Source organism: Pelomonas sp. KK5, from assembly GCF_001984095.1.
In the GTDB taxonomy this organism is placed as follows: Bacteria; Pseudomonadota; Gammaproteobacteria; order Burkholderiales; family Burkholderiaceae_C; genus KK5.
Window position 1 is genome coordinate 1 of the sequence record NZ_LYVQ01000098.1, and the last position, 23,744, is coordinate 23,744.

General features: G+C 70.6%; 18 protein-coding genes. 9 read left to right on the forward strand and 9 right to left on the reverse strand.

Features of this window, described 5'->3' with window-relative positions:
- The 3 genes from B0W88_RS16470 to B0W88_RS16480 all read left to right on the forward strand — a co-directional run.
- Positions 1 to 5,098 (forward strand): alpha-2-macroglobulin (locus B0W88_RS16470; protein ID WP_077035734.1); only part of this gene is annotated, 5,098 nt, incomplete at its 5' end.
- Complete coding sequence (pbpC, locus tag B0W88_RS16475) at positions 5,098 to 7,200, forward strand: penicillin-binding protein 1C (protein ID WP_077035735.1); 2,103 nt, start codon at positions 5,098 to 5,100, stop codon at positions 7,198 to 7,200. The genes B0W88_RS16470 and pbpC, both read left to right, overlap by 1 nt.
- 100 nt (positions 7,201 to 7,300) lie before the next feature.
- Entirely contained in the window at positions 7,301 to 8,764 is a 1,464-nt protein-coding gene (locus B0W88_RS16480) for an MmgE/PrpD family protein (protein WP_077035746.1), read from the forward strand.
- Here B0W88_RS16480 and rtcR read toward each other — a convergent pair.
- The gene (rtcR, locus tag B0W88_RS16485) at positions 8,754 to 10,361 is read right to left on the reverse strand and encodes an RNA repair transcriptional activator RtcR (protein WP_077035736.1); all 1,608 of its coding nucleotides are present in this window, start codon (positions 10,359 to 10,361) and stop codon (positions 8,754 to 8,756) included. The two genes, B0W88_RS16480 and rtcR, sit on opposite strands and share 11 nt — an antisense overlap.
- A 188-nt stretch (positions 10,362 to 10,549) precedes the next feature.
- Here rtcR and B0W88_RS16490 point away from each other — a divergent pair, with 188 nt between their 5' ends.
- From B0W88_RS16490 to B0W88_RS16505, 4 genes are all read left to right on the forward strand, one after another.
- Positions 10,550 to 11,776, forward strand: coding sequence for an RtcB family protein (locus B0W88_RS16490; RefSeq protein WP_077035737.1), 1,227 nt, complete (start codon positions 10,550 to 10,552; stop codon positions 11,774 to 11,776).
- Between the two features lie 5 nt (positions 11,777 to 11,781).
- Complete coding sequence (locus tag B0W88_RS16495; RefSeq protein WP_077035738.1) at positions 11,782 to 12,195, forward strand: hypothetical protein; 414 nt, start codon at positions 11,782 to 11,784, stop codon at positions 12,193 to 12,195.
- A gap of 11 nt (positions 12,196 to 12,206) precedes the next feature.
- The gene (gene rtcA / locus B0W88_RS16500; protein WP_083748830.1) at positions 12,207 to 13,253 is read left to right on the forward strand and encodes an RNA 3'-terminal phosphate cyclase; all 1,047 of its coding nucleotides are present in this window, start codon (positions 12,207 to 12,209) and stop codon (positions 13,251 to 13,253) included.
- A 107-nt stretch (positions 13,254 to 13,360) separates the two neighbouring features.
- Complete coding sequence (locus B0W88_RS16505) at positions 13,361 to 13,813, forward strand: DUF2214 family protein (protein WP_077035739.1); 453 nt, start codon at positions 13,361 to 13,363, stop codon at positions 13,811 to 13,813.
- On the opposite strand, the gene B0W88_RS16510 is transcribed toward B0W88_RS16505, so the two are convergent.
- The 6 genes from B0W88_RS16510 to B0W88_RS16535 form a co-directional block, all read right to left on the reverse strand.
- Positions 13,814 to 15,439 carry a GMC family oxidoreductase gene (locus B0W88_RS16510; RefSeq protein ID WP_077035740.1) on the reverse strand — a complete coding sequence of 542 codons (1,626 nt, stop codon included), beginning with the start codon at positions 15,437 to 15,439 and terminating at the stop codon, positions 13,814 to 13,816. It abuts the gene before it with no gap.
- 47 nt (positions 15,440 to 15,486) lie between these two features.
- Positions 15,487 to 16,812 carry a cell envelope integrity protein CreD gene (creD, locus tag B0W88_RS16515; protein WP_369973895.1) on the reverse strand — a complete coding sequence of 442 codons (1,326 nt, stop codon included), beginning with the start codon at positions 16,810 to 16,812 and terminating at the stop codon, positions 15,487 to 15,489.
- A gap of 85 nt (positions 16,813 to 16,897) precedes the next feature.
- Complete coding sequence (creC, locus tag B0W88_RS16520; protein WP_077035741.1) at positions 16,898 to 18,325, reverse strand: two-component system sensor histidine kinase CreC; 1,428 nt, start codon at positions 18,323 to 18,325, stop codon at positions 16,898 to 16,900.
- A gap of 6 nt (positions 18,326 to 18,331) precedes the next feature.
- Positions 18,332 to 18,991, reverse strand: a complete 660-nt coding sequence (creB, locus tag B0W88_RS16525) for a two-component system response regulator CreB (RefSeq protein ID WP_077035742.1) — start codon at positions 18,989 to 18,991, stop codon at positions 18,332 to 18,334.
- Positions 18,981 to 19,622: a MarC family protein gene (locus B0W88_RS16530; protein WP_077035749.1), complete on the reverse strand. Its 642-nt coding sequence runs from the start codon at positions 19,620 to 19,622 to the stop codon at positions 18,981 to 18,983. The genes creB and B0W88_RS16530 overlap by 11 nt, the downstream gene beginning before the upstream one ends.
- Before the next feature lie 23 nt (positions 19,623 to 19,645).
- Positions 19,646 to 20,398 (reverse strand): SDR family oxidoreductase, encoded by a 753-nt coding sequence (locus tag B0W88_RS16535; protein WP_077035743.1) that lies wholly within the window; start codon positions 20,396 to 20,398, stop codon positions 19,646 to 19,648.
- Between the two features lie 143 nt (positions 20,399 to 20,541).
- Between B0W88_RS16535 and B0W88_RS16540 the strand changes: the two genes are divergently transcribed.
- Positions 20,542 to 21,456 (forward strand): LysR family transcriptional regulator, encoded by a 915-nt coding sequence (locus B0W88_RS16540; RefSeq protein ID WP_077035744.1) that lies wholly within the window; start codon positions 20,542 to 20,544, stop codon positions 21,454 to 21,456.
- Here B0W88_RS16540 and B0W88_RS16545 read toward each other — a convergent pair.
- Both B0W88_RS16545 and B0W88_RS16550 read right to left on the reverse strand, forming a co-directional pair.
- Complete coding sequence (locus B0W88_RS16545) at positions 21,448 to 22,218, reverse strand: helical backbone metal receptor (RefSeq protein ID WP_233151736.1); 771 nt, start codon at positions 22,216 to 22,218, stop codon at positions 21,448 to 21,450. The two genes, B0W88_RS16540 and B0W88_RS16545, sit on opposite strands and share 9 nt — an antisense overlap.
- A complete protein-coding gene (locus B0W88_RS16550) occupies positions 22,215 to 23,093 on the reverse strand; it encodes a hypothetical protein (protein WP_158080873.1) in 879 nt (292 codons plus the stop codon). Before B0W88_RS16550 ends, B0W88_RS16545 begins: the two co-directional genes overlap by 4 nt.
- Positions 23,094 to 23,426: 333 nt before the next feature.
- On the opposite strand from B0W88_RS16550, the gene B0W88_RS16555 reads away from it, so the two are divergent.
- Positions 23,427 to 23,744 (forward strand): RNA-binding protein (locus tag B0W88_RS16555; protein ID WP_144006802.1); only part of this gene is annotated, 318 nt, incomplete at its 3' end.

Sequence of the window (23,744 nt, forward strand, 5' to 3'; positions counted from 1 at the left end):
GGCCGTGGTGCTCGACCCCGGCATCACCGCCGCCAGCAACACCAAGGTCGGCACCCGCGCGCCGCAGCGTCTGGACTTCGGGGTGCGCAAGCCGCTGACGGCCGAGTTCTCCTGCGACCGCGAGCGCGCCGAGGCGCCCTGCGTGCCCTTGCTGCCGCTGCGCCTGTCCTTCAGCGAGCCGATCGCGCGCGAGCTGCTGAAGCAGGTGCGCCTGACACCACAGGGCGGCAGCGGCAAGGCCATCGAGCCGACGTTCTCCGACGAGGACCTCAAGGCCGACTCGCTGCAGCGCATCGAGTTCCCGGCGCCGCTGCCGGAAGGCGCCACCTACCAGCTCACCCTCCCCGCCGGCCTGCGCGACTCCTCGGGCCGCGCGCTCGCCAATGCGGCCAGCTTCCCGATGGCCGTGCGCCTGGGCGCCGCGCCGCCGATCGCCAAGTTCTCCACCGGCACCTTCGGCATCCTGGAACGCGACCCCGACGGCCCGGCGCTGGTGCCGCTGGCGTTGCGCCATGTGCAGGCCGACCTGGGCCCGCAGGCGGCCGGCTCGGTGCGCGTGCGCCGGCTCGACGCCACCGATGCCGAGCTGCTGGCTGGCTATGCCCGGGTGCGCAAGCTCGGCTTCGACGAATGGGAATCGCGCAAGCTGCCGATGCTCGATGCCGCCGACCGCCGCCTCGACCTGCCCACCGCCAAGCCCGGCGAACAGCCACTGGAGCTGATCGGCATCCCGCTGGCCCAGCCTGGCTACCACGTGCTGGAACTGAAGTCGCAGGCGCTGGGCAGCGCGCTGCTGGATCCGCCGGCGCCGATGTACGTGCGCACCGGCGTGCTGGTCACCAACCTGGGCCTGCACTTCAAGGCCGGCCGCGCCTCCAGCCTGGCCTGGGTGACCACGCTGGACCGCAGCAAGCCGGTGGCCGAGGCGACGGTCACGGTGATGGACTGCCTCGGCGAGAAGCTCTGGCAGGGCCGCACCGACGCGCAGGGCCTGGCCCGCATCGACGAGGAACTGGCCGAGCCCGAGCGCGGCCGCGAATGCCCGGCCGACGGCGGCTACTTCGTCACCGCGCGCAAGGGCGAGGAGCTGGCCTTCCTGTTCAGCAGCTGGCAGAAGGGCATCGAGTCCTGGCGCTTCAACCAGCCCAAGGCCTGGTCGCGCGACACCCCGGTGCGCGCGCACACCGTGCTGGACCGCAGCCTGCTGCGCGCCGGCGAGACGGTGTCGATGAAGCACTTCTTCCGCCTGGAGACGCCGCAGGGCCTGCGCCTGGCCGAGGCCGACACCCTGCCCGACACGCTGCGCATCACCCACCAGGGCAGCGACCAGCAGTTCAACCTGCCGCTCCAGTGGCAGGGCAAGGGCCGCTACGCCGAGAGCAGCTGGAAGATCCCCGCCACCGCCAAGCTCGGCGCCTATTCGCTGACGCTGATGCGCGGGGAGAAGAGCTGGGACAGCGGCCAGTTCAGCGTGGAGGAATTCAAGATCCCGCTGGTCGACGCGCGCCTGACACCGCCGGCCGCGACGCCGGTGGCCGGCGGCGCCTTCGCGCTGGGCGGGCAGCTGAACTTCCAGTCCGGCGGGCCGATGAAGAACGCCCCGCTGCAATGGAGCGCGCTGCTGACCCCGCGCGAGCCCGGCTTCACCGGCCTGTCGGACTACAGCTTCTCGCCGCCCCGCCAGCAGACGCAGGCCGAGGCGCCGGACGCCGAGGGCGACGATGGCGAAGCCGCCCAGCAGGCCAACCAGCGCGAGGCGCGGCTCGTCGTCGACAAGCAGGCCGCCCGCACCGACGCGCAGGGCGCCGTCAAGCTGGCCGTGCCCGCGATCAAGTCGCTCGCCAAGCCGGCCGAGCTGCTGACCGAGCTCAGCTACACCGACCCCAACGGCGAGGTGCAGACCGTCTCGCTGCGCAGCGCCCTCTGGCCGGCGAAGGTGATGCCGGGGCTGCGCGCTTCGTCCTGGGCGGCCAATGGCCAGGCCATGCGCGTGGACGGCATCGCGGTCGACACGGCCGGCAAGCCGGTGGCCAACCAGCGCATCGCCATCCGCGGCCGGCTGCAGCAGTGGACCAGCACCCGCAAGCGCATGGTCGGCGGCTTCTATGCCTACGACAACCGCAGCGAGCTGAAGGACCTCGGCGAACTCTGCAGCGGCACCAGCGACGCCCAGGGCCGCATGAGCTGCGAGCTGACGCTGACGTCGCCAGGCAGCGTGGACCTGATCGCCAGCACGAAGGACGCCGACGGGCATGCGGCCGAGGCCGCCACCACCGTCTGGGTCACCCGCCAGGGCGAGCTCTGGTTCTCGCAGGACAACGACGACCGCATGGACCTGCTGCCGGACAAGCATGTCTACGCGCCCGGCGAGACCGCGCGGCTGCAGGTGCGCATGCCCTTCCGCGAGGCCGAGGCGCTGGTGACGATCGAGCGCGAGGGCGTGGTGGAGTCGCGCCTGGTGACGATCCGCGGCAGCGACCCGTACATCGAGCTGAAGGTGGCCAAGGACTGGTCGCCCAATGTCTACGTCAGCGTGCTGGCGCTGCGCGGGCGCATCCGCGACGTGCCCTGGTACTCCTTCTTCACCTGGGGCTGGAAGAGCCCGCTGCAGTGGTGGCGAGAGTGGCGTGCGTCAGGCGACGTGCCGCAACCGACGGCGCTGGTGGACCTGGGCAAGCCGGCCTTCAAGCTGGGCGTGGCGAGCTTCGAGGTGGGCCGCGACCGCTACAAGCTCGACGTGGCGGTGAGCACCGAGGCGCCGCGCTACGGCGTGCGCCAGACGGTGAAGACCAAGGTCCGCGTGACGCAGGACGGCAAGCCGGTGCCCGAGGCGCAGATCGCCTTCGCCGCCGTCGACGAAGGCCTGCTCGCGCTGCGCGACAACGCCAGCTGGCAGCTGCTGGGCAACATGATCCAGAACCGCCCCTGGGCGGTGGAGACTGCCACCGCGCAGAGCGAGATCGTCGGCCGGCGCCACTACGGCCGCAAGGCGATCGCCGCGGGCGGTGGCGGCGGCCGCTCGGCCCGCGAGCTGTTCGAGACCCTGCTGCTCTGGCGGGGTCAGGTCTTGCTCGATGCCAATGGCGAGGCCGTGATCGACGTGCCGCTGAACGATTCGCTGACCAGCTTCCGCCTCGTCGCCATCGCCGATGCCGACACGCAGCGCTTCGGCACCGGTTTCGCGAAGGTGCGGGTGAGCCAGGCCCTGCAGATGCTCTCGGGCCTGCCGCTGCTGGTGCGCGAAGGCGACCGCTTGCAGGCGGCGATGACGATCCGCAATGCCAGCGGCCGGGCCATGAAACTCGGCGTCGATCTTAATGCGCAGGCGGTGTTCGAGGGCGGCCGGCGCCAGCCGCTGACAACGCTGGCGCCGCAGACGCTGCAGCTGGCCGCGGGCGATGCGAAGGAGCTGGGCTGGCCGGTGGAGATCCCGCCCGGCGCCACCAGCATCGAATGGAGCGGCGAGGCCACCGAGCAGGGCGGCGCGGCCAAGGACGCGATCAAGCTCGTCCAGCAGGTGCAGCCGGCCGTGCCGCTGACGGTGCAGCAGAGCCTGCTGCGCCAGCTCGACGCGCCACAGAGCATCCCGGTGGCCGCGCCGGCCGAGGCGCTGCCCGCATCAGGCATCAAGCGCGGTGGCCTGCAGATCGCCCTGCAGCCGAAGCTGGCCGGTGCGATGCCCGGCGTGCGGCGCTTCTTCGAGCAGTACCCGTACAGCTGCCTGGAGCAGCAGACCTCCAAGGCCCTGGGCCTGCACGACGCCACGCTGTGGAAGGCGCTGGGCGACAAGCTGCCGACCTATCTCGACAGCGACGGGCTGGCCAGCTACTACCCGCCGCGCCCCGGCGACCCACCCGGCGGCAGCGATGTGCTGACGGCCTACATCCTGGCCGCCGCCCACGAGTCGCGCCAGGAGCTGCCGCCGGCCGCGCGCGACGCGATGCTGGGCGGGCTCAACGCCTTCCTCGAAGGCCGGCTGCAGCGCCGCTACTGGTCGCCGCGCGAGGATCTGCCGGCGCGCCGCCTCGCCGCGCTGGAGGCGATGGCACGCTACGGCCGGGCCTCCACGAAGATGCTCGCCACGATCGACGGCCGCGCCATCGACAGCTGGCCCGCCAGCGCGCTGATCGACTGGCTGAGCCTGCATCGCCGCCTCGCCGACGCGCCCGAACGCGCCGCGCGCATCACCGAAGTGCAGGCCAAGCTGCGCGGGCGGCTGACCTTCGCCGGCAGCACGCTGCAGTTCGCCAACGAGAGCGGCGACTTCTGGTGGTGGCTGATGGTCGGGCCGGACGTCAACGCGGGCCGGCTGATCCTCGCCGAGCTGGAAGACCCGGACTGGGCCGGCGACATGCCGCGCCTGGTGCTGGGCATGCTGGCGCGCCAGAACAAGGGCGCCTGGCTGACGACCACGGCCAACGTCTGGAACCAGCTGGCGGTGGAGAAGTTCAGCGCGCGCTTCGAGTCGCAGCCGGTGGCGGGCACCAGCGTGGCCAAGCTGGCGGGCAAGGAGCAGTCGCTCGACTGGGCGAAGCAGCGCGAGGGCGGCAGCTTCATGCTGCCCTGGCCCGAGGCGCCGGCGACGCTGGCCGTGGCGCAGCAGGGCTCGGGCAAGCCGTGGATGAGCGTGCAGACACTGGCCGCGGTGCCGCGCAAGGAGGCGCTGCAGGCGGGCTATCGCGTCACGCGCAGCATCCAGGCGGTCGAACGCAAGGACGGCTCGAAGTGGAGCCGCGGCGACGTGCTGCGGGTGCGCGTCGATGTGGAGTCCACCGCCGACATGAGCTGGGTCGTCATCAGCGATCCGGTGCCGCCGGGGGCGATGATCCTGGGCGGCGGCACGACCGAGCGCGACTCGGCCATCGCCGCCAAGGACGAGCAGCGCGAGACCAGCGGCTGGCTGGCCTACGAGGAGCGCGCCGCCAGCGCCTGGCGCGCGTACTTCGCCTACCTGCCGGCGGGCAAGCACCGGCTGGAGTACACGATCCGGCTGAACGCGGCCGGCAGCTTCCAGATGCCGGGCAGCCGGGTCGAAGCGATGTACTCGCCGGACCGCGCCGGCGAGCTGCCGCTGAGCACGCTGGACGTGGCGCCGTGATGAAACACTGGCTGGCGACGCTCGCGCTCGCCTGCGCCGCACAGGCGCAGGCGCAGCCGGGCTTCGCCGAGGTCAAGGCCGCGTTCCGTCCCTCGGACCTGCAGCTGCTGGACCGGCGCGGCGAGCCGCTGCAGACGCTGCGCATGGACAAGCAGCAGCGCCGCCTCGCCTGGGTGCCGCTGGCCGAGGTCTCGCCGGCCCTGCTGCGCGCGGTGCTGCTCAGCGAAGACCGGCGCTTCTACGAGCACAGCGGCGTGGACTGGAGCGCGGTCGCGTCCAGCGCCTGGGCCAATCTGTGGAACCAGCGCACCCGCGGCGCGTCCACGGTGACGATGCAGCTGGCCGGCCTGCTGGATGAGGACGAGAAGCTGCGCCGCGCCCGCCGCAGCACCGGCCAGAAGCTGGGCCAGGCGGTAATGGCCAAACGGCTCGAAACCAGCTGGACCAAGGCGCAGATCCTCGAGGCCTACCTCAACCTGGTGCCGCTGCGCGGCGAGCTGGTGGGCGTCCATGCCGCGGCGCGGCAGCTGTTCGAGCGCGGGCCTTCGGGGCTCGATGCCCGCGAAGCCGCGCTGATGGCGGCACTGCTGCGCGCGCCCAATGCCGGCGCGGCGCCTGTCGCCAAGCGGGCCTGTGCGCTGCTGCAGGAGCAGGACAAGAGGGCCGACTGCACGGGCATCGAACTGCAGGCGGCCGCTGCCTTCTCGCGCCGCAGTCTCACGCTGCCCGGCGCGCAGCTGGCCCCGCACTTCGCCCGCCTCGCGCTGCGCGCGGACGGCCCGATCCAGCAGCGCAGCACGCTGGATGCCCGCACGCAAGGCCTGGCCCTCGAACTGCTGCAGCGCCAGCTGAACGAGCTGCAGGGCCGCAATGTGTCGGACGGCGCGGTGGTCGTGCTCGACAACGCCAGCGGCGAGGTGCGCGCCTGGGTCGGCTCCAGCGGCGCGGAACTGTCCAGCGCCAACGAGGTGGACGGCGTGCTCGCCCGCCGCCAGCCGGGCTCGGCGCTGAAGCCCTTCGTCTACGAGCTGGCGATCGAACGCCGCCTACTCACCGCCGCCAGCCTGCTCGACGACAGCCCCGCGCAGATTTCCACCGCCAACGGCCTGTACCTGCCGCAGAACTACGACCGCAGCTACCGCGGCTGGGTCAGTGTAAGAACGGCGTTAGGGAACAGCCTCAACGTGCCGGCCGTGCGCGTGGCCGAGATGCTGAGCCCCGACCTGCTCGCGACAAGGCTGCAGGCGCTGGGCATGCCGCTGCGCAACAGCGGCAGCTACTACGGCACGGCGCTGGCCCTGGGCGGCGCCGAGGTGAGCCTGCTGGACCTGGCGAATGCCTATCGCGTGCTGGCCAACGACGGGATCTACAGCGGTGTCGTGCGGCCCGGCGCGACGGCGGCGGCCGAGCGCCGCGTGCTCGATGCAGGCGCCGCCTTCATCGTCACCGACATCCTGGCCGATGCCAGCGCCCGCGCGCTGACCTTCGGCTTCGGGAGCGTGCTCTCGACAGGCCGCTTCGCCGCGGTCAAGACCGGCACCAGCAAGGACATGCGCGACAACTGGTGCCTGGGCTTCAACGAGCGCTTCACGGTGGGCGTGTGGGTGGGCAACTCGGGCGGCGAGCCGATGCATGCGGTCTCCGGCACCAGCGGCGCGGCGCCGGTCTGGGCGGGCCTGATGCGCGAGCTGGGCGGCGCATCGCGCCAGGAGCGCCAGGCCCCGCCCGGCGTGCTGCATCAGCAGGTCAGCTTCACCGCGCCGCTGGCGGAACCGCCGCGCGACGAATGGTTCCTCGACGGCACGCAGCTCGCCCGCGTCAGCCTGGCCCAGGCCCGCCCGGCCGGCATCGCGAACCCGCGCGACGGCGCAATCTACGCGCTCGATCCCGACATCCCGCCCGCCGCGCAGAAGATCGTCTTTGAAGGCAAAGCGGGTCAATGGCGCCTCGACGGCCGCCCGCTGGGCCGCGGCGAGCGGCTGCCCTGGGCACCGCAGCCGGGGCGCCACCGGCTGGCCCTGGTTGATGCGCAGGGTGGCCTGGTCGAGGAGGTCGGCTTCGAGGTGCGTGGCGCGAGCCTGAAGCCACCGGCCAAACGCTGAACCGCAGAGCGCACGCCCGGCGTCCCGTGCGTGGATGTACGTAGCGCCCGCCGGGAGGCGAGCCAGATACTCGTCGCGGTCCACCCGAGGAGACATGACGATGAGCGCGATCGACCGCCGCCACTTGCTGAAGACATCCGCCGGCGCCCTGCTGGCCGGCATCGCCACCCACGACGCCCAGGCCCAGGCCGCGGCGCCCGCGCCCAAGGAAGCGCCGCCCGAGCCGGTGACGCGCCTGGTGGCCCGCTATGCCGCCACCGCGCCGATCGAGCAGATCCCGCCCGCCGTCCGCAAGGAGGCCACGCGCACGCTGCTGAACTGGGTCGGCTGCGCCGTCGGCGGCGCGCGGCAGGAGGCGCCGTCGCGCGCGGTGGCCGCGCTGGCGCCCTTCTCGGGTCCGCCGCAGGCCGGCCTGTTCGGCCGCGGCGAGCGCTTCGACGCGCTGAACGCCGCGCTGATCAACGGCATCAGCTCGCACGTGCTCGACTACGACGACACGCACCTGAAGACCATCATCCATCCGGCCGGCCCGGTGGCCGCCGCGCTGACCGCCTTCGCCGAGGGCCGCAACATCGCCGGCGCCGACTTCATGAACGCGCTGACGCTCGGCTGCGAGATCGAATGCCGGATCGGCAATTCGGTCTTCCCCGAGCACTACGCGATGGGCTGGCACATCACCGGCACCACCGGCATGTTCGGCGCCGCCGCGGCGGTCGGGCGGCTGCTGAAGCTGGACGAAGAGCGGATGACCCACGCGATCGGCATCGCCGCCTCGCAGCCCACCGGGCTGAAGGTCCAGTTCGGCTCCGACACCAAGAGCTTCCACCCCGGCAAGGCGGCGCAGAACGGCATGCTCGCCGCGCTGCTGGCGGCCCAGGGCTTCACCGCCTCGAAGGTGGCCATCGAGGGCTTCGACGGCTGGGGCAAGGCCGCCAGCACGCGCCACAACTGGGACGAGGTGCTGCGGGGCCTGGGCACGCGCTACGAGATCGGCCTGAACACCTACAAGCCCTTCGCCTGCGGCATCGTCGCCCACCCGGCCATCGACGCGGCGATCCAGCTGCGCGAGGCCAATCAGCTGAAGCCGGAACAGATCCGCTCGGTGGCGCTGAAGGTCCATCCGCTGGTGCTGAACCTGATGGGCAAGACCGAGCCCGGCATCGGGCTGGAAGGCAAGTTCAGCGTCTATCACGCGGTGGCCGTGGCGCTCGTCACCGGCCGCGGCGGCGACCAGGCCTTCAGCGACAAGGCGGTGCAGGATCCGGTCGTCATCGCGCTGCGCAAGAAGGTGGAGGCCGTCGTCGATACCGCCATCAAGGCCGACCAGGTGGACATGACGATCACGCTGGCCGACGGCCGCCAGCTGCACCAGTTCATCGAGCATGCGGTGGGCAGCCAGCTGCATCCGATGTCGGACAAGCAGCTGGAGGACAAGTTCGCCGGCCAGGCCGAGGACATCCTGCCGGCCGCGCAGAGCCGGCGGCTGATGGAGATCTGCTGGAACGCCTGGTCGCTGAGGGATGCGGGCGAGATCCTGCGCGCCGGGGCGCTCGTCAAGGCTTGATGTCAGTCCAGCTCAGCTGGTAACGCGCCAGATACTTGCGCAGCCGGTCCGCGTCGTTGGTGACGCTGCGCTGCTCGCGGCTCACGTTGAACAGGCGGCGGCCGGCTTCCGAGAGGCTCTTCGATTCGCGACACACGCGCAGCACCGCCTGCAGCTGGAGCTGGTCGAAGAGGTCCAGCGCCTGCCAGGCCGGCTCGTCCAGCGGCGGACTCTCCACCGGCGCTGCCGCGCCATCGCGCTGCCACAGCCAGCGCAGCCGCGCGATCTCCGCCTTCACCAGCTCGACGCCGATGCGCCCGCCCTCGGCCAGCGTGGCCAGCCGCGTGACGCTGGCCGACAGATCGCGGAAGTTGCCGCGCCAGTGGCCCTCGGAACCCTGGGCGAAGGCGAGGTAGGCGGCCCGTGCCTCGGCGTTGAAACGCACGATGCCGTCGCCGGTCTCGCGGGCATGCAGCTCCAGCAGGTGCTCGATGTTCGGGGCCAAGTCCTCGGGCCGCTCGGCGATGCCCGGCAGCGCATAGGTCCAGAGGTTGATGCGGGCGAACAGGTCGTCGCGGAAGCGGCCGGCGGCCACGTCCTCGCGCAGGTCGCGGTTGGTGCCGGCCACCAGCTGGAAGTTGCTCTGCACCTCGCGGTCCGCGCCTACGGGATAGAAGCGCTTCTCCTCGATCGCCTTCAGCAGCATCGCCTGCTCGTCCAGGCCCAGCTCGCCGATCTCGTCGAGGAACAGCAGGCCCTCGTGCGCGCTACGCAAGAGCCCCGCCCGCTCGGCCAGCGCGCCGGTGTATGAGCCCTTCCTGTGGCCGAACAGCGTGGAGGCCGCGCCGTCGCCGCGCAGCGTGGCGCAGTTGACCTCGACGAAGGCGCCCTCGATCTGGTGCCGCGCCTTCTTCAGCTCGTACATGCGCCGCGCCAGCATCGACTTGCCGGCGCCGGTGGGCCCCACCAGCAGCACCGGCGCGCGCGAGCGCACCGCCACCCGCTCGATCTCCTCGATCAGCGCGTTGAAGCGGGCGTTGCGGGTGGCGATGCCGCTCTTCAGGAAGCTCACCGCGTCCTCGTGGGCACGGGCGAAGCGCTGGGCGATCAGGTCGTAGCGCGAGAGGTCCAGGTCGATCAGCGCGTACTCGCCGGCCCGGTTGCGGCCCTGGCGGCGCGGCGGCGAGGTCTGCAGCAGCTGGCCCGGCATGAAGCGCGCCTCGGTCAGCAGGTACATGCAGATCTGCGCCACGTGGGTGCCGGTGGTGATGTGCACCCAGTACTGCTCGGCCTCGGTGTCGAAGCGGCAGCTGCGCGCCCAGTCGTACAGCGCGGCATAGACCTCGCCGAAGTCCCAGGGGTCGGGCAGGTCCAGCGGCACCAGGCGCACCTCCGTCTCGGGCGAGAGCTGGCGGAAGTCGGCCTGCACCAGCTCGGCCAGGCGCTGGTGGTTCGCCGTGTAGAGCAGCTCCAGGCGGGCCACCGCCATGTCCTCGTGCTGGGCCAGGCTGATCGTCGGTCGCCACTTCTCCCAGCGGCCGGCGCCCTGGCCGCCGTCGAGCTGGGTGCCGAGGAAGCCGATGACGACGATGGGCTTGGGTGCTAGCTGCTTGTCCATTTTGCTAGCTTAACCGCTAGTCCATGGACACGAACGGGGCGAGCCGTTCTTTTCAAATCAATGACTTAGCCGCTGGCACGCTCTTCGCAATAGGGAAGGCAGCTTCGGCAAGAGAATGCGGCATGGGCCGCAGTGTCGAGGGAGGCCGCGTCGGCGGCCTCCCCTGGGCCTGGAGCGGGAGATCAGACATGACGAACAAGAACTACGAAGAAATGACGGTCGAGGGCGGCGCCCCCGTCAAGATGTGGACCCGCGGCGTGCCGGTGGAAGCCGAGGCGCGCCAGCAGCTGGAGAACGCCGCGCGCCTGCCGGTGATCTTCAAGCACGTGGCCGCGATGCCCGACGTCCACTACGGCATCGGCGCCACCGTCGGCTCGGTGATTCCCACCTACAAGGCCATCATCCCGGCGGCCGTCGGCGTGGACATCGGCTGCGGGATGATGGCCGCCAAGACCACGCTGCGCGCCGAGGATCTACCCGACAGCCTTGGCCCGCTGCGCGCCGCGATCGAGAAGGCCGTGCCGCACGGCATGAGCCCGCGCCGCAACGGCCGCGACAAGGGCTCCTGGGACACCCCGCCCGACGAGACCGACCGCGCCTGGGCGCTGCTGGAGGACGAGTTCGACCAGATCTGCGAGGACTACCCGCGCCTGAAGAACACCAACAACTACAAGCAGCTCGGCACGCTCGGGACCGGCAACCACTTCATCGAGGTCTGCCTCGACGAGGCGGGTGCCGTCTGGGTGATGCTGCACTCGGGTTCGCGCGGCGTGGGCAATGCGATCGGCACCCACTTCATCGAACTGGCGAAGAAGGATGCCGAAGTACATCAGCGCAATCTGCCGGACCAGAACCTCGCGTACTTCGAGGAAGGCGCGCGCTACTTCGGCGACTATGTCCGCGCGGTCGGCTGGGCGCAGAAGTTCGCCCGTGCCAACCGCGAGGTGATGATGAGCCGCGTGATCGCTGCCATGCGCAGCGTGATCGCCAAGCCCTTCGAGTCGCATGTGGAAGCGGTGAACTGCCACCACAACTACGTGCAGCGCGAGACCCACTTCGGCGAAAGCGTGCTGGTGACCCGCAAGGGCGCCGTCAGCGCCAAGGCCGGCGAGCTGGGCATCATCCCCGGCAGCATGGGCGCCAAGAGCTTCATCGTGCGCGGCAAGGGCAACCCCGACAGCTTCATGAGCTGCAGCCACGGCGCCGGCCGCAAGATGAGCCGCACCAAGGCCAAGAAGCTGTACACGGTGGCCGACCAGGTGGCCGCGACGCAAGGCGTCGAATGCCGCAAGGACGCGGACGTGATCGACGAGATCCCGATGGCCTACAAGGACATCGATGCGGTGATGGAGGCGCAGAAGGATCTGGTGGAGGTGGTGTACACGCTGAAGCAGGTCGTCTGCGTGAAGGGATAGGCGCGATGGACATCTGCGAGCGGATCGCCAGGGAGCGAAGAGGTGCGTCGGTCGTCGAGATCAAGCAGATTGCCGCCGCACGCGTCGAGGACGCGGCGCGGCTTTTCGGCCTTTTCGACAAGCCGGACACGTACTACGAAATCGACGCCACAGCGGCTCGCTCACTGCTCGCCTGGGTGCTTGAGAAGGACATGGCCGGAGGCTTGTCTCTCATGCGGCGCGCCACGGCCGAGCGCCTGGCAAATCGCTTTCTGCTTGCGTTCCAGACCGAAGGTGCGCGGTACTACACGAACAGCAATTTCGGACTTCCAGCCGCCTACGTCGCCTGGTGTCCGGCCACCGACTGCACCATCGATTCCGGCGTGCTTGTACTGACATCGCGACACACGGCTTGCGCCTGGTTCATGGACGACGATTGATGCGAGACAAGATGACGATGAGACCCATCGATTTTCCCGTCGAACTCGACGGCTCCGACGGCGAAGGCGGCGGCCAGATCCTGCGCACGGGCCTGGCCCTTTCGATGATCACCCAGCGTCCGCTGTCGATCACGAAGATCCGCGCCCGGCGCCCCAAGCCCGGCCTGATGCGCCAGCACCTGGCCTGCGTGCAGGCCGCGCGCGATGTCTGCGGCGCCACCGTCGAGGGCGATGTGCTCGGCTCCACTTCGCTGCAGTTCACGCCCGGCCCCGTCAAGGCGGGCCGTTATGGCTTCGCGATCGCCAGCGCGGGCAGCTGCATGCTGCTGCTGCAGACGCTGCTGCCCGCCCTGCTGCTGGCGGACGACGCCAGCGAGATCGAGCTGAGCGGCGGCACGCACAACCCGATGGCGCCGCCCTTTCATTTCATCGAGCAGACGCTGGCGCCGCTGGTCACGCGCCTTGGCGGCCGGCTCGATCTGGAGCTGCGCCGCTGCGGCTTCTATCCGGCCGGCGGCGGCTCGGTGCTGGCGCGCATCACGCCGGGCCCGCTGGTGCCCTTCGACCTGATGGAACGCGGCGCAGCGCTCGACCGGGCCGCGCTGTGCCTGGCCCCGGCGCTGGCCCGCAACGTCGCCCAGCGCGAGCTGGAAACGCTGGCCAGCCTGCTCGGCTGGCCGCAGGAGCAGCTGCAGCTGTTGCCTGCGCGCCAGAACGAAGGCCCCGGCAATGCGCTGATGGCGCGCCTGGCCTACGAACACGTGACCGAGCTGATCACGGTGATCGGCGAGAAGTCCGTGCCCGCCGAGAGCGTGGCCCACAGCCTGGTCGACGAGGTGCGCCGCTACCTCGTTCACACGGCGCCGGTCGGCGAACACCTGGCTGACCAGCTCGCGCTGCTGATGGCCCTGGCCTGCTGGAAGAGCGGCCGCCCCGCCGCCTTCGCCTGCACGGGCATCACGCCGCACACGCGGACGAACTGTGCGGTGATCGAGCGCTTCCTGATGCCGCTGCGGATCGAGATCGACCCCGCCCAGGTCCTGCGGATCACGCCATGAGCCGACGCCTGGCACTCCCAGGCCGCAGTTCGTCGCGGCGCCCTGGCTAACGTCGAGGTCCGACGGCACACTGGGCCCCATCATTCATCACGGAGGAACCCGCCGCCATGTGGACCCCAGCCCTCGTCGCCTTCGCCCATTTCCTCGCCGCCTTCGGCCTCGTCGGCACGCTCGTGTTCGAGTGGCTGACCTTCAGCCCCGCGCCCACGCTGCGTGAAGCGAAGCGGCTCGCCACGGCCGACCGCTGGTACGGCATCAGCGCCGTCGTGCTGCTGGTGGCCGGCTTCGTGCGGGCCGCGCATTTCGAGAAGGGCTGGGCCTACTACCAGCACAACCCCTTCTTCCACGCCAAGCTGGGCCTGTTCGTGCTGATCGGCCTGCTGTCCATCGTGCCGACGGTGCGCTACATCAAGTGGGGCGCCGAACTGAAGGCCGGCCGCGCGCCCGTGGTGACCGAGGCCCAGTACCGCCGCACCCGGCTGTGCCTGAACCTGCAGATGATCCTGCTGCCGCTGCTGGTGCTGTGCGCCTCGCTCATGGCGCACGGCATCGGCGCCTGATCAGTCGCCCTTCAGGATCCACTGCGCCGCCCGCTCCGCGATCATCAGCGTCGGCGAGTTGGTGTTGCCGCTGGTGATCGTCGGCATCACGCTCGCGTCGATCACTCGCAAGCCCGAGATGCCGCGGACCCGCAGGTGGCTGTCGACGACGGCCATCGGGTCGTCCGCGCGGCCCATCTTGCAGGTGCCTACCGGATGGAAGATGGTCGTCGCGATGTCGCCGGCCAGGCGGGCCAGTTCCTCATCGGTCTGGAACTGCACGCCGGGCTTGAACTCCTCGGGCCTGTACTTAGCCATCGCCGCCTGCCCGGCGATGCGGCGCGTCAGCCGCAGGCTGTTCGCGGCGACGAGACGGTCCTCGTCGGTGCTCAGGTAGTTCGGCGCGATGGCCGGGGACTGCGAGGCATCGGCAGAGCGGATCATCACCGAGCCGCGGCTCGTCGGGTTCAGGTTGCAGACGCTGGCGGTGAAGGCGTTGAACGCATGCAGCGGCTCGCCGAAGGCGTCCAGCGACAGCGGCTGCACGTGGTATTCGAGATCGGGCCAGGCCTTGTCCGGCGCGCTCTTCGCGAAGGCGCCCAGCTGCGACGGCGCCATGCTCATCGGACCGCTGCGTCTGAGCAGGTACTCGAGGCCGATCATGCCCTTGCCCCAGAGGCTGCCGGCCAGCGTGTTCAAGGTCTTCGCGCCCTTGTCGAGCTTGAACACCGCGCGGATCTGCAGGTGGTCCTGCAGGTTGGCGCCGACACCGGGCAGATCCGCCACCGGCGCGATGCCCAGCGACTGCAGATGCGCCGCCGGCCCGATGCCCGAGAGCTGCAGGATCTGCGGCGTGCCGACGGCGCCGGCGGCGAGCAGCAGTTCGCCGCCCTCCTTTAGCGTCACGGTCTCGTCGCCCTGCGGCGTGCGCACGATGGCGCCGGTGCAGCGCCCCTCGGCAACGATCAGCCGCAGCACCTGCGCGCCGGTCCACAGCTCGAAGTTGGGCCGGCCCAGGCAGGTGGGCCTGAGAAACGCCTTGGCGGTGTTCCAGCGCCAGCCACTCTTTTGATTGACTTCGAAGTAGCCGACGCCCTCGTTGTTGCCGGTGTTGAAGTCACTGCTCGCCGGAATGCCCGCCTGGGTGGCGGCCTCGGCGAAGGCATCGAGCACGTCCCAGCGCAGCCGCTGCTTCTCCACCCGCCATTCGCCGCCGCCGCCGTGCAGCGCATCGGCGCCGCGCCAGTGGTCCTCGTGCTTCTTGAAAAAGGGCAGCACCGCGTCCCAGCGCCAGGCGGGGTCGGATGTTGCCTCGGCCCAGCCGTCGTAGTCGCGGCTCTGGCCGCGCATGTAGATCATGCCGTTGATGCTGGAGCAGCCGCCCAGCACCTTGCCGCGCGGATAGCGCAGGCGGCGGCCGTTGAGGCCGGGGTCGGGCTCGGTCTGGAACAGCCAGTCGGTGCGCGGGTTGCCGATGCAGTAGAGATAACCGACGGGGATGTGGATCCAGTGGTAGTCGTCCTTGCCGCCGGCTTCCAGCAGCAGCACGCGGCGGCGCGGGTCGGCGCTCAAGCGGTTGGCGAGCAGGCAGCCGGCGGTGCCGGCGCCGACGATGATGGTGTCAAAGGAACTTGCAGAAACAGTCATGGCCCGATGCTGACTCAGCACCGGGCCAGGGACAAGGGCGTTGCTACTTAGCCGGCGCTAACCCGTTCACTGAGCGCATACCAGTCCAGCCTGCGCGTCAGCGCCATCACTGCCGCCAGCACCGCGAACAGCAGCAGCGCGCCGAGCAGCAAGGCGGCCTGCTCCATCGACAGCAGCACGTACAGCGCGCCATACAGGCCCGCGATGCCGACGCCGAAGGCCAGGCCGCGGCCCCAGCCACCCAGCATCGCCACGCCGTAGTAGCCCAGCAGCGAGGCGGCCGCGCCCGCGGCCAGCGCATAGGACAGCTCGAAGCTCAGGTGCTCGGACAGGCTCAGCAGCAGCAGGAAGAAGATGGACAGCGCCAGCCCCACCAGCAGGTACTGCACCGGATGCACGCGCCGGCCGCCCAGCAGCTCCACCAGGCCCACGGTGACGAAGCTCAGCACGATGAACAGCAGGCCGTACTTGATCGCGCGGTCGCTCATCACATACGGGTTGACCGGGTCGACCATCGCGAACTCCAGCGTGTCGGGCGCGGGCTTGCTGGCCAGCACATCGTCCGCCGCGCCGCTGGCGAGTTCCGAGACCTGCCAGCGCGCGCTGAAGCCCTGCTCGTTCACCTCGCGGCTGACCGGCAGGAAGCGCCCGCCGAAGCTCGGGTGCGGCCAGTCGGAGCGGATGTCCAGCTGCGTGGCGGCCGCCGCCGGCACCAGGGCGAAGCGCTGCGTGCCGGCGAGCTGGAGCTTGAGCTGCATCTGCAGCGATGAGCCGAGCGCCGCGGCGGGCAGTTCGGCATGCAGGCCGCGCGGATAGGTCGACAAGGTCGTGCCCGGCTTGACGGTGAGCTTCTGCCCGTCCAGCCGCACCTCGGCCATGCGCAGCCCCCGCGCGTCGCCGACGGCCAGCACCATGCGCGGCGCCGCGCAGCTCACCTTGCCGTCCGGATGTTCGGCTCGCGGCAGCTGCAGCGCCTCGGTCGAGGCGAACTGTGCATCCAGCTGCAGTGCGCCCGCATAGCCGTTGACCTTGAACAGGCCGCGGTAGCGCGGCTCCTGGTTCAGCGCGCCGCTGACGCTCAGGTTCGACGGCAGCTGGCGCAGCGCGATGTCGCGACTCTCGGCCTGGACCTTGCGGTCCGCGCCGCTGCCGCTGACGGTCTCCCAGCGCTCGATGCAGTCGCGCTGCAGCAGCGGACCGAGCAGGGTCTGCGCACCGGCCTGCGACTGCTCCACGCTGGCCTCCGCCTCGCGCTGGCGCTGCTGCCGCTCGTCCACCAGCCAGCCGATGCGCGCCAGCACCGCGCACAGCAACAGGGTCACCGCCGCCAGGATCAGCAGCTTGGTCCACCATCGGTTGGTCTTCATCGTCATCGTCCGCACTCCGGGAAGAAAGGTGCGGGCAGTCTGCGCAGAGGCGGTGAGCGGATGACGAAGTTTGTGAAGCGAGGGTGAAGTCTCAGGCGAGAGGCAGTTCTAGGATCGCCACCAGGCCCGGCTCGGCCGGCTCGAAGCGCAGCGCGCCGCCGTGCAGCTCGGCCACCCGCCGCACGATGGCCAGCCCAAGGCCCGAGCCCTTGGTCGCGGTGCCAGGTCTTGCCGTCGAGAAGAAGCGCTCGCCCAGGTGAGGCCAGGCGGCGGGCGGCACGCCGGGGCCGTGGTCGCGCAGCCGGAAGACCGCCATGCCGGCCGGGCTCGCCTGCAGCGACAGCTCCAGCACCGAGCCCGCCGGCGCGAAGCCGATCGCATTGCCCAGCAGATTGCTGCAGGCCAGGGCCAGCAGCTCGCGGTCGGCCACGAGCGCCAGTGGCTCGCGCGCACGCCATTGCACCGAGAGGCCATGCGGCTGCGCGGCCAGCACCTCGTCCACCAGCTCGTCGAAGCGCAGCCGCTGCGGATGCGCCGGCCCCTCGCGCATCTCCAGCTTGGACAGTTCCAGCATCCGGTCCACCAGCTCGCGCAGCCGCTCGCCCTGCTCGACCACCTGGGCCGCGAAGCGCCGGCGGTCGTCCTCGCCCAGCGGTTCCTGCAGCAGCTCGCCGGCGCCGCGGATGGCGGCCAGCGGGCTCTTCAGCTCATGGGTCAGCGCGCGCACCGTGTGTTCGATGTGCTCGCGGCCGTCCAGCCGCAACCGCATCGCCTCCATCGCATGGGCCAGTTCGCCCAGCTCGCCGGGCACCTGCGGCGCCGGCTCGTGCCGGTCCAGTTGCACGCGGCGGGCATAGTCGCGCAGCTTGCGCACGCTGAAGACCAGCCACAGCGTCACGGCCACCCCGATCGCCAGCGACAGCGCCAGCAGCAGCACGCCGGCCCAGAAGATGCGCCGCTGCGCGCGGCCGATAAAGCCCTCCACCGCCAGCAGCGGCTTGGCCACGCTGACGACGCCCAGCAGCCGGCCCTGCGCATCGCGCACCGGCGCGGCGACGAACATCACGCCGCTGCGGTCGTCGCTCTGCACCTCGCGGCTGAGCCGCGCCCCGTATTCGCTGCGCAGGCTGCGCAGCACGTCGTTCCACTTCGAGAAGTCCTGGCCCACGCTGCCAGGCTCCAGCGTGTCGAGCACGACGCGGCCCTTGTCGTCGGTGACCAGCACGCGCAGGTCCAGCGTGGTCTTCTTCAGGCCCCAGATCTGCGCGTCGACCGAGCGGGTGGCATAACGGCGAAGTTCAGCGGCCAGCGGGCCGCCGCGCAGATCGCCGCCGGGGGCAAGAGCCGCCAGCTCGTCGCGCGAGCGTTCGGCCACCAGATTGGCCGTGTCCACCATCAGGTCCTCCATCACCTCGCGCACGCTGGGCTGCACCTCGGCCATGAAGACGCGCAGCAGGAAAAAAGCGGTCAGGCCGGTGATGACGAAGAAGGCGAAGAACAGGCGCAGGCCGATGCGCATGGCGTGCTATTCCAGTGAATAGCCGAGGCCGCGATGGGTGCGGATCGGGTCGGACTCGGGCCGCACCGCGCGCAGCTTGGCGCGCAGCGTCTTGATGTGGGTGTCCACCGTGCGGTCGGTGCTGTCGGCGTCCTGGCCCCAGACGGCGTCGAGCAGCACCTCGCGCGAGTGGATGCGCGCCGGCGCGGCCAGCAGGCACTTGAGCAGGCCCAGCTCGCGGCGGGTCAGCTCAAGTAACGAGCCATGAAAGCGGATGCGCGAGCCCTCGGCCTCGATCACGAAGCCCGTCTGCGCTACTGGCACCGGCGCGTTCGCCCGCCGCAGCAGTGCCCGCACCCGCGCCACCAGCTCGCGCGGGCTGAAGGGCTTGACCATGTAGTCGTCGGCGCCCAGCTCCAGGCCCAGCACCCGGTCGAACTCCTCGCCCCGGGCGCTCAGCACCAGCACCGGCCGGCGGCCCTGCAGCTCGCGGCAGAGGTCCAGGCCGTTGCCGTCGGGCAGGCCCACGTCGAGGATCAAGAGGTCGGGCAGGCGCTCGGCCAGCGCAGCGCGGGCCTCGTGCAGCCAGGCGCAGTGACGCAGCGCGAAGCCTTCCCGCTCCAGCGCGAAGCGCAGTGTCTGCGCGATCGCCGGGTCGTCCTCAAGGAGCAGCAGCTCAGCCAATATGGGAGCCCAGCACCGGGAAGATCTTGGTCAGCCCGTCGGCCAGCAGCTCGACCGCCAGCGCCGCGAGGATCAGGCCCATCAGCCGGGTCATGATGTTGATGCCGGTCTGGCCCAGCACGCGCGCGATGCGGCCGGAGGCGCTGAAGACGATGAAGGTCACCGCCGCCACGACGACGCCGTAGCCGACCAGGATGGCCAGCTCCCACCAGTGCCGGGTCTTGTCCGCGTAGATGATCATCGTGGAGATGGTCGCGGGGCCGGTCAGCAGCGGGATCGTCAGCGGCACGACGGCGATGCTGGCGCCGGCGTCGACCTTGGTGGAGCCTTCTTCGGTCACCTCGCTCTTCTTCGCCTCGGCCGGCTGGGCATTGAGCATCTGGATCGAGCTGATCAAGAGCAGCGTGCCGCCGCCGACCTGGAAGGAGGCCAGCGAGATGCTGAAGAACTCGATCACCTGCAGCCCCGCCAGCGCGCTGATCGCGATCACCAGGAAGGCCGAGAAGCAGGAGACCTGGATCGTCCGCTGCCGCTGCTTGCGGGTGAAGCTGCTGGTGAAGTGGATGAAGAAGGGCACCACGCCGACCGGGTTCACGATGGCGAGCAGGGCAACCAGGGGCTTGTAGATGTCCATGCCCGCCATTGTGGCGTCAACGATCAGAGCTGACTCATGCCGCCATCCACGATGATCTCGGTGCCGACGATGAAGGCCGACTCGGGTGCAGCGAGGTGCAGCACCGTCGACGCCAGCTCGGCGCCGGTGCCGAAGCGGCCCAGCGGCACCTGGCCCTGGATCTGCGCGGCCACCTGGTCCAGCGTGGCGGCGTCGAAGCCGAGCTTGCCGTACAGCGGCGTGGTGATCGGGCCGGGGCTGACCACGTTGACCCGCACGCCGCGCGGCAGCAGCTCGGCCGACAGCGTCTTGGCCAGCGAGATCAGCGCCGCCTTGCTGGCCGCGTAGACGGAGCTGCCGGGCATGCCGACGTGCGCGTTGATCGAGCCGTTGAGCACGATGGAGGCGCCGCGGTTCAGCAGCGGCAGCAGGGCCTGGATCTGGAAGTAGGCGCCCTTGATGTTGACGTCGAAGGTCTGGTCCCACAGCGCCTCGGTGATGTCGGCGAAGGTGCCGAACTTGGCGACGCCGGCGTTGATGAAGACGGCGTCGAGCGTCAGGTTGCGGGCGGACAGCTCGGCCGCCAGCTCGCGCGCGCCGGCCGTGCTCGAAGCGTCGTTGCGCAGCGCCAGGCCTTGCGTGCCGAGCGTCTTGCCGGCCGCTTCCAGGCCGGCGGCGTCGCGGCCTGTGACGATGACGAAGGCGCCTTCGGCGGCGAAGGCCTCGGCGGCGGCCAGGCCGATGCCGCTGCTGCCGCCGGTGACGAGGACGGTCTTGGAGTTGAAACGTTGGCTCATGGTGGTTCTCCGTTGGGTTGGATCGTTGAAGCGGCTGGTTCGTCTGCCGTGAATGAATGGTCGGCGAACGGCCCCTGGATGCCGTACGGCGCTAACGACGAAGATGTGCGGATTCATCGAACATGTTGGCGTAGGATCGTTCGATGTTGTCCGATGACGAACTGGCCCTGCTGGAAGCGATCCGCGACCATGGCAGCCTCTCGCGCGCTGCCGCGGCGCTGGGCAAGGCGCCGTCCACCATCTCCCATGCGGCGCGGGCGCTGGAAACGCGCTTCGACGCCCTGCTGTTCGACCGGCGCCGCTACCGGCTCGCGCTGACGCCGGCCGGCGGCCTGCTGACCCAGGAGGCCGCGCGGCTGCGCCAGGACGTGGCGCGGCTGACCCGCCGCGTGAAGCAGGTGGCCGGCGGCTGGGAGGACCGGCTCTGGATCGTCACCGACGAGCTGCTGGAGTTCGAGTCGCTGCTGCCGGTGGTGCGCGACTTCGATGCGCTGGGCTCGGGCGTCTCGCTGCGGCTGACGCACGAGGTGCTCGGCGGCACCTGGGAGGCGCTGCAGGACGGCCGGGCCGATCTGGTCATCGGCGCCACCAACGCGCCGCCAGCGATGCCGGGGCTTCGCTGGTTCGAGCTGGGCAGCCTGGCCTGGACCTTCGCGGTGGCGCCGCGCCATCCGCTGGCGCGCGAGGCCGAGCCGCTGGCGCGCGAGACGATCACGGCGCACCGAAGCGTCGTCGTGGGCGACAGCTCGCGCCGCGGCGAGGGCCGGGCCTACGGCGTGGCGGGGGGCCAGTCCACGCTGGCCGTGCCCTCGATGCGGGCCAAGATCCTGGCGCAGCGCGAAGGCCTGGGCGTGGGCTGGCTGCCGGCGCGGCGCGTGCGCGGGCTGCTGGCGCGTGGCGAGCTGGTCGAGAAAGCGACGGCGGACCCGCGCGAGCCCAATGTGCTGTACGTCGCCTGGAACGGCGCCGCCGAAGGCCGGGCGCTGCAGTGGTGGCTGGACAAGCTGCGCCAGCCGCGGCTGGCGAAGCGCCTGGTCGATGGCCTGGAGCTAGGCTGAAGCGAGGCTGCGCAGGTAGTCCAGCCCGGTCGCGGCACGCGGGCCGTACCAGCTGAGCAGTTCGCCGTCGACCAGTTGCACCCGGGCCCGTGGAGATAACTCGTTAGCCAGACGGACATGCTCGCCGCCGAAGCGATAGGGCTCGGAGCTGAGCAGGATGCGGTCGATGGCGGCCAGCCAGGGCTCGTCGCCGCGCAGCACCGGATAGCGGGCCGCGCCCTGGGGGCCGCCCTCGACCTCCGGCCAGCTCTGCCAGCCGACCTCGGCCAGCATGCGGGAGATGTAGGTGTCGCGCGCCACCGTCATCCAGGGCTCGCGCCATATGAGGTAGAGCACCCGTTCGCCCGGCCAGGCCACGGCGCGGCAGCGGGCCAGCGCGGCGCGCAGCCCGGCGGCCATCTCATCGGCGCGCGCCGCCACGCCCGGCAGCGAGCCGAAGTGTTCGCTCATCTGGTCCAGCAGCGCGAGGTTGTCCTGCGGCGCCTGCGGGTGGGTGACCACGATGTGCGGCACGAATTCCCGCAGGGCCTCGACCGTCTCGAGCCGGTTCTCGTCCACGTTGACGATCACATGGGTCGGCGCCAGCTTGCGCAGCTTGGCGATATTCACATCCTTGGTCCCGCCGACCTTGGGCACCTCGGCCACCAGCTGTGCCGGATGGATACAGAAGCCGGTGCGCGCGACCAGTTGCTCGCGCAGGCCCAGCGCCACCAGCAGCTCGGTGATGCTGGGGACCAGGCTGGCGATGCGTAGCCCTGTCACGTCACGTCGTCCTCGCCCTGCTGCAGGGCCAGGTAGACGGCGCAGCAGCCGCGCAGATAGATCAGCGTGGGCAGCACCAGCGCCAGCGCGAACACCACCCCGCCGCCCACCAGCGCCGCCATGCCCAGCGGCGTGGCGGCCACCGGCGCCCCGCTGGCGCCCAGGCTGCGCAGGCCGTAGCCGAACAGGCCGGCCATCAGCTGCTGGGGCGGCACGTCGATGCCCAGCAGCAGCACCGACATCAGCGCCATCGCCCGCCCGCCGCTGACGACGACAAAGCCGATCGCTGCCGTCGCCGCGCCGCTGAGCACCAGCACGGCGGCCATCAGCACGGCCGCCTCCAGCAGGCCGTGCCTCGCCTGCCGCCACAGCATCGCCGCCGCCTCGCGCGCGCTGCGGCCTGCCCAGATCGCCGGGCCGGTGAGCGGCCCCACCAGCACCACGGTGCAGAAGGCCAGCAAGCCCATCATCAGCACGCCCAGCGGCACCAGCAGGCCGAACAGCGGCGTACCGATCCACGGCAGCCGCACGGCCCACAGCAGCGCCAGCAGTGCGCCTATCGCACCAGCCACGGGCGCAAGCACCAGCAGCAGGCACAGCAGCACGCGGTGGGCGCCCAGCAGCGCGTCGAAGAAGGCGTCCACCACATCGCGCACCGGCTCGCCGCGGGCCTGGTCCATCAACAGCAGGCCGGTGGTATTCACGCCGAAGAACGCAGCCGCCAGCGCCAGCCCGGCCCAGATCGCGCCCCAGACGTTGTCGGCCCGGGCCAGCGCCGATTCGGCCGAAGCCAGCAGCAGGCCGGCGAAGCAGAAGCCCGTCAGCAGGGCGTACAGCGCCCGGCCGTTGCGGGCGGCGTCCAGGCTGGCGAGCACGCGATTCAGGGCCTGGAGGGTCAATTTGCGAGGAGGCATAGGCTGCGCATGATAAGGAGCGGCCCGGATCGCCTCCCTTATCACGATCTGGGCATGGCGATTGCTAACACCGAGCGTGGACTGACCGGCAGCGGACGCCTCACGAGCACTTTGCCCCGGACCCAAGGGTTTTTGCTAACACCGAAAAAACAACAAATCTCGTGAGGCAAATGTTGCTGGCCGGAGCCTTCACCCCATAATCGATCGCCTGTGTTCGGACGCCGCACCTTCGCTTGAATGGTTCACGATGGGTTGAAGCTCCACATGGTTTCTTGGTATTGAAAGGGCTTCCCCATGGGAAACAAGCTTTACGTGGGCAATCTGGCCTACAGCGTGCGCGATGAATCGCTGCTCGAAGCGTTTTCGCAGTTCGGCACCGTGACTTCCGCAAAGGTGATGATGGACCGCGAGACGGGCCGTTCCAAGGGCTTCGGCTTCGTGGAAATGGGCTCGGACGCCGAGGCGCAAGCCGCCATCAATGGCATGAATGGCCAGGCCGTCGAAGGCCGTGCCGTGGTCGTGAACGAAGCCCGTCCTCGTGAAGAGCGTCCGGGCGGCTTCGGCGGCGGCGGCGGTGGTCGCGGCGGCTTCGGTGGCGGCGGTGGCCGCTCC